Here is a 6,155-nt window from a genome sequence, read left to right as displayed (position 1 = left end):
CAGCAGGGCGCCCGCCGACGCCTCGTCGTTGGTGACGGCGGCCGCGGCGTGTCCGTCGCCCTTCTCCCAGGCGCTGAAGAACGCGGACGACGCCTCCTCGACGTCCTCCGCCTCCAGCGGGTCGTCGGGACCGGCCGCCATCACGCCGATCCCGTCGTCCCCGCCGAAGGCCGACAGGATGTTGTACGCCCCGTATCCGGCCCCGCCCAGCAGCACGGCACACGCCGTGCCCACCACGGCGGCCTTCGCTCCCCTGCGCATCCGCGTCCCCTCCCCAGGTGCCCACGTGATCGTTGGCATGTACATAGACGCCTGGGGTCCGTGGGACGGTTGCCCTCCGAGGCCGAGAATTTGAGCAGTCGCTCAGTTTCCGGCTGCTCCCGGCCCGGTGGGGGCCTCAGGAACCGAAGGCGCGTGCGGTGTTGGCGGCGATCGCCTCGCAGAGCGCGTCCTCGGGCATGTCCCGCACCTGCGCCATCGCCCGGACGGTGACCGGGATCAGGTAGGGCGCGTTGGGCCGGCCCCGCCACGGCGCCGGGGTCAGGAAGGGCGCGTCGGTCTCGACCAGCAGGAGCTCCGCGGGGGCGACGGCGACCGCGTCCCGCAGGTTCTGGGCGTTCTTGAAGGTGACGTTGCCGGCGAAGGACATGTAGTAGCCCTCGCGGGCACAGATCTCCGCCATCTCCGCGTCGCCCGAGTAGCAGTGGAAGACGGTCCGCTCCGGGGCGCCCTCCTCCTTCAGCACCCGCAGCACGTCCTCGTGCGCGTCCCGGTCGTGGATGACCAGTGCCTTGCCGTGCCGCTTGGCGATCTCGATGTGGGCGCGGAACGATCGCTCCTGCGCCGCGCGGCCCTCGTCGCCGGTGCGGAAGTAGTCCAGACCGGTCTCGCCGACGCCCTTGACCTGCTGCAGCGCGGCCAGTGCGTCGATCTCCGCGAGCTGCTCGTCCAGCGCCGCCTCCCCGCCCGGCACCCGGGCGCCCTGCCGGGACCAGCCGTCCGGGTCGCCCAATACGATCCGCGGCGCCTCGTTGGGGTGCAGGGCGACCGCCGCGTGGATCTCCGCGTGCGCGGCGGCGGTCTCGGCGGCCCAGCGCGAGCCCTTCAGGTCGCACCCGACCTGCACCAGCGTGCTCACCCCGACGGCGGCCGCGGCGGCCAGGGCCTCCTCGACGGTGCCGGACTGCATGTCCAGATGGGTGTGCGAGTCGGCGACCGGGACCCGCAGCGGCTCGGGCGGCGGCGGGGCTTCGGCGTTGTTCTTCGACGGCATACGACCGATCCTACGAACGCCGACGGACGGCGCGGCACCGCGGGCTCAGGCGGACCCCGGTGGGCTCAGGACGCCGACCGGTGCCACCAGTGGTGCCCGTGGGCCGGCTCGCGGTGCGAACCCGCCAGCAGCTCCTGGAACAGGTGCACCTGCCCTGGCCGCATGATCCGCACGACGTGACTTCCGCAGTTCAGGCAGGTCGGCCTGGACAACGGCGAGGGCACCGACTCCCCGCCGGTCCGGTAGGTCACGAACGCGGTGCCGTCGGAGCGCAGACGGTGCTGGATCTCGTAGTCCTGCTCCCAGCCGTACCCGCACCGCATGCAGGCGAAGGAGTAGGCCTCGTGCGCGCGTTCAGGTTCGGAGATGCTCATGCCGGCTCCTTCCGCAGCCTCGGCATGTCCTCTACCAGGCTATGCCCGCCGGCCCGGACGTGCGGCATGTGACGGGGGGTGACGACTTCCGAGGGTTCATCACTTGTTGTGATGACGTGATCGCGGATCGGCGGCTACGGTGGAGGCGCAGCCCGCAGGATGCCGTCCATGGGAGGAACCATGACCGCCGCCAAGCCCGTGGAGCAGCAGGCTCACTGGCCGGTGCCGCCGCAGGACGGCTGGACCGTGGACGATCTGTTCGCGCTGCCGGATCTCCCGCCGCACACCGAGCTGATCGACGGGAGTCTGGTCTTCGTGAGTCCGCAACGCGATTTCCACAGCACTGTGATCGACCTGCTGGTCGGTGCGCTGCGCAACACGTTGCCGTCGGAACTGCGGGTGCGCAGGGAGATGACGATCGTCCTCGATGCCCGGAATGCTCCCGAGCCGGACCTCAGCGTGGTCCGGGCCGAGGCGATCTCCGGGCCTGATCAGACCCGTTACGAGGCAGCCGACGTCCTGCTGGCCGTCGAGGTCGTCTCTCCGGACTCCGAGTCCCGGGACCGGACGACCAAGCCGCACAAGTACGCCGCAGCCGGCATCCCGCACTTCTGGCGGGTCGAGCGGAACGGCGACACCACCCACCCCGTGGTGCACACCTACACCCTCGACCCGCTCACCAAGGCGTACGTGCACACCGGTATGCACCGTGACCAGCTCAAGGTGAACGAGCCGTACGACATCACCGTCGACCTGACGGCGGTCGACCAGCTCTGACCCTGACTCCTCAGAGAACCGTCGCCCCCGGCGCGGGTGAGGTCGCGACGCGGACGGTGCGGCAGGTGCCGGAGGCGGCGAGGGCGTCGGCGATCCGGGCGGCCGAGGCGGCGTCGCGGGCCAGGTAGGCGGTGGTGGGGCCGGAGCCCGACACCAGGGCGGCGGCCGCTCCGGCCTCGCGCCCCGCCTGAAGGGTGCGGTCCAGCTCCGGGAAGAGGGACAGCGCGGCCGGCTGCAGGTCGTTGACGACCGCCCCCGCCAGCGCGTCCACGTCGCCCTTGGCCAGGGCCGCCAACAACGGCTCGCTCGCCACCGGCTCGGGGACGGCGACGTCCTCGGTGAGACGGTCGAACTCCCGGAACACGGCGGGCGTCGACAGGCCCCGGGTCGCCATCGCGAACACCCAGTGGAAGTCGCCGCCCACCTCCAGCGGCGTCAGCAGCTCGCCGCGGCCGACACCCAGCGCGGCCCCGCCCACCAGGGAGAACGGCACGTCGCTGCCGAGCTCCGCGCAGATCTCCAGCAGCTCCTCGCGGGAGGCTCCGGCCTCCCACAGCGCGTCGCAGGCGAGCAGCGTGCCCGCGCCGTCCGCGCTGCCGCCGGCCATGCCGCCGGCCACCGGGATGTCCTTGTCGATGTGGACGTGCACGGCCGCGTCCCGGCCGGTGCGGCCGCGGCGCGCGGCCAGCGCCGCCGCCGCGCGGGCCGCCAGGTTGGTGGCGTCCAGCGGCACCTGGTCCGCGTCCGGCCCGGAGCAGGTGACGCGGAGTTCGTCGGCGGGCGTGACCGTCACCCGGTCGTACAGCCCGACGGCGAGGAAGACGTTGGCCAGCGGATGGAACCCGTCCGGCCGCGCCGCGCCCACCGCGAGCTGGACGTTGACCTTGGCGGGGACGCGGACGGTGACGCTCCTGCTCACGCCTCGGAGTCCTTCCGCTCGGCGGTGTCGCCGGCCGCGGTGGCACCGGCCGCGGCGCCGCGGTTCTCGGCGATGCGCGCGAACTCGTGCACGGTGAGAGCCTCGCCGCGGGCCTGCGGCGACACCCCGGCGGCGACCAGCGCGGCCTCCGCGGCGGCGGCCGACCCGGCCCATCCGGCCAGCGCCGCCCGCAGCGTCTTGCGGCGCTGCGCGAACGCGGCGTCGACCACCGCGAACACCTCCTGCCGGGTCGCGGAGGTGGCGATCGGCTCGGTGCGGCGGACCAGCGAGACCAGGCCGCTGTCCACGTTGGGGGCGGGCCAGAACACGTTCCGCCCGATCGACCCCGCGCGCTTCACCTCGGCGTACCAGTTGGCCTTCACCGACGGCACGCCGTAGACCTTGTTGCCCGGGCCCGCGGCCAGCCGGTCGGCGACCTCGGCCTGCACCATCACCAGCGTGCGCTCGATGCCGGGGAACGTCTCCAGCATGTGCAGCAGCACCGGCACCGCCACGTTGTACGGCAGGTTCGCCACCAGCGCCGTCGGGGCCGGGCCGGGCAGCTCGCGCACCTGCATCGCGTCGCAGTGCACCAGCGCGAACCGCTCGGCGCGCTCCGGCATCCGCGCGGCGATCGTCGCGGGCAGCGCGGAGGCCAGCACGTCGTCGATCTCCACGGCGGTGACCCGGTCGGCCACCTCCAGCAGGGCCAGCGTCAGCGAGCCCAGGCCGGGGCCGACCTCCACCACGGTGTCCTCGGGGCGGACCTCGGCGGTGCGCACGATGCGGCGCACGGTGTTGGCGTCGATCACGAAGTTCTGACCGCGCTGCTTGGTGGGGCGGACCCCGAGGGCGGCGGCGAGTTCGCGTACGTCGGCGGGACCGAGAAGGGCGTCGGCGGGAGTGGGGCTGGTCACGGCAACCAGCGTACGTTGCCCCGGCCGCCCCTCCCGCCGCAGCCGCCCTGGACGGGCCCTCGGGGGCGGGGCGCCGTCACACCCAGGTGTCCAGCCACATCCGGGTCTGCCACTCCTCCAGCGGGATCGGTTCGCCGGTGAGGATCGGCAGGAAGTGCACGAAGTTCCACAGCACCAGCAGCACCAGCAGCCCCAGCCCGGAGATGCCCGCGACCCGCCGCGTCTCCCCGGCGTCCGGCCGCCCCAGCAGCGCCCCCGCCGTCATCGCCAGCGCCAGGCAGAGGAACGGCACGAAGACCACCGCGTAGAACAGGAAGATCGTGCGCTCCTGGTACATGAACCACGGCAGGTAGCCCGCCGCGACGCCGCACAGGATGCCGCCGGCCCGCCAGTCGCGGCGCAGCGCCCAGCGCCACAGCACGTACAGCAGCGCCAGGCAGCCCGCCCACCACAGCATCGGGGTGCCGATGGCCAGCACCTCGCGGGAGCACTTGTCCACCACGTCGACCGGACAGCCGTCCTGGCCGGGACCGGGCGACTCGTAGAAGTAGGAGACCGGGCGGCCCATCACCAGCCACGACCACGGGTTGGACTCGTAGGTGTGCGGCGAGGTCAGCTCCACGTGGAACTTCCACACCTGCGTCTCGTAGTGCCACAGGCTCGGCAGCCAGTCCAGGTGCTGCTCCAGGAAGCCCCAGCTGCGGCCCTTGCCCTCGGTCAGCGCCCAGTTGCGGTAGTAGCCGCCGGTGCCGTCGTCGGGGGAGAGGATCCAGCCCGTCCACGACGCCAGGTAGGTGACGACCGCGACCGGCACCGTCGTGAGGAACGCCGGGAGCACGTCCCGCTGCAGCACCGCCAGGTGCGGGTGCCGGGCCCCGGCCGTGCGGCGGGCGCCCACGTCCCACAGCACGGTCAGCAGACCGAACGCCGCGAGCACCGGCAGGCCGCTCCACTTGGTACCGATCGCCAGGCCCATCATCAGACCGGCCGCCCACCGCCAGGGCCGCGCCCCGAGCCGCAGCGTCCGCGCGATCTCCGCGTCGGGACGCACCCGGCCGCTCCCGTCCACCGGCAGCGCCGCCGCCAGCCTGGCCCGCGCCCGGTCCCGGTCGACCACCAGGCAGCCGAACGCGGCCACCACGAAGAACATCAGCACGCCGTCCAGCAGCGCGGTCCGGCTCATCACGAAGTGCAGGCCGTCCACCGCCAGCAGCAGACCGGCCAGGCACCCCAGGAACGTCGAGCGGAACATCCGGCGGCCGATCCGGCACACCAGCAGCACCGACACGGTGCCGAGCACCGCCGTCATGAACCGCCAGCCGAACGGGTTAAGCCCCCACATCAGCTCGCCCAGCCCGATGACGTACTTGCCGACCGGCGGATGCACCACGTAGGCCGCGTCGGTCGGCAGCGGCACGTCCCCGAACCGCTCGATGATCTGCTTGTCGACGTCCTTGGGCCAGCTCAGCTCGAAGCCCCGGTGGACCAGCGCCCACGCGTCCTTCGCGTAGTACGTCTCGTCGAACATCACCGCCCGGGGGCTGCCGAGGTCCCGGAAGCGCAGGAGACCGGCGACCAGGGTCACCAGCAGCGGCCCCACCCACCCGTTCCAGCGGGCCAGGACGTCGCCCAGGGCGGGCGGGATCCGCAGCGTCTCCCACAGGCGCGGTCCGGGCGACATGAACGGGGGCACCAGCCGGCTGCGGACGTCGTCCGGAGGCGGCGCCGCCGCCTCCTTCAGGAGCAGCGGCGGGGCCGGCCGGGGATCCGTGTCGGTCGGGGTACTGGTCACCGCGCCATCGTAGGGAACAGGGCGGCGCGTGGGGCAGTGTTGGACGGCTGCGACGATGGAATGGTGACCGATACGTCTTCCGTGCCGCCTTCCTCCGCCGCCT

The 6,155-nt window shown here is 73.0% G+C and carries 6 protein-coding genes and 1 pseudogene; 1 reads left to right on the top strand and 6 read right to left on the bottom strand.

All coding sequences use genetic code 11. The features are described 5' to 3' along the window. The 3 genes and pseudogenes from ACOV8S_RS00705 to ACOV8S_RS00695 all read right to left on the bottom strand — a co-directional run. A pseudogene (locus ACOV8S_RS00705) lies at window positions 1-261 on the bottom strand (penicillin-binding transpeptidase domain-containing protein); the annotation flags it as partial. A 136-nt stretch (window positions 262-397) separates the two neighbouring features. Continuing rightward, window positions 398-1,273, bottom strand: a complete 876-nt coding sequence (locus tag ACOV8S_RS00700) for a TatD family hydrolase (protein WP_448315282.1) — start codon at window positions 1,271-1,273, stop codon at window positions 398-400. Window positions 1,274-1,338: 65 nt separating this feature from the next. Next, window positions 1,339-1,647 (bottom strand): hypothetical protein, encoded by a 309-nt coding sequence (locus tag ACOV8S_RS00695; protein ID WP_448315280.1) that lies wholly within the window; start codon window positions 1,645-1,647, stop codon window positions 1,339-1,341. 168 nt (window positions 1,648-1,815) lie between these two features. Here ACOV8S_RS00695 and ACOV8S_RS00690 point away from each other — a divergent pair, with 168 nt between their 5' ends. After that, window positions 1,816-2,424: a Uma2 family endonuclease gene (locus ACOV8S_RS00690; protein WP_448315278.1), complete on the top strand. Its 609-nt coding sequence runs from the start codon at window positions 1,816-1,818 to the stop codon at window positions 2,422-2,424. A 10-nt stretch (window positions 2,425-2,434) separates the two neighbouring features. Here ACOV8S_RS00690 and ACOV8S_RS00685 read toward each other — a convergent pair whose 3' ends face one another. The 3 genes from ACOV8S_RS00685 to ACOV8S_RS00675 form a co-directional block, all read right to left on the bottom strand. Then, window positions 2,435-3,343, bottom strand: coding sequence for a 4-(cytidine 5'-diphospho)-2-C-methyl-D-erythritol kinase (locus tag ACOV8S_RS00685; protein ID WP_448315276.1), 909 nt, complete (start codon window positions 3,341-3,343; stop codon window positions 2,435-2,437). After that, the gene (gene rsmA, locus ACOV8S_RS00680) at window positions 3,340-4,260 is read right to left on the bottom strand and encodes a 16S rRNA (adenine(1518)-N(6)/adenine(1519)-N(6))-dimethyltransferase RsmA (protein WP_448315274.1); all 921 of its coding nucleotides are present in this window, start codon (window positions 4,258-4,260) and stop codon (window positions 3,340-3,342) included. The genes ACOV8S_RS00685 and rsmA overlap by 4 nt, the downstream gene beginning before the upstream one ends. A 76-nt stretch (window positions 4,261-4,336) precedes the next feature. After that, complete coding sequence (locus ACOV8S_RS00675) at window positions 4,337-6,052, bottom strand: dolichyl-phosphate-mannose--protein mannosyltransferase (RefSeq protein ID WP_448315272.1); 1,716 nt, start codon at window positions 6,050-6,052, stop codon at window positions 4,337-4,339. Window positions 6,053-6,155: the final 103 nt, after the last annotated feature.

It is taken from the genome of Streptomyces sp. CO7 (assembly GCF_053474865.1).
This window is presented reverse-complemented; position numbering and strand designations above follow the sequence as displayed.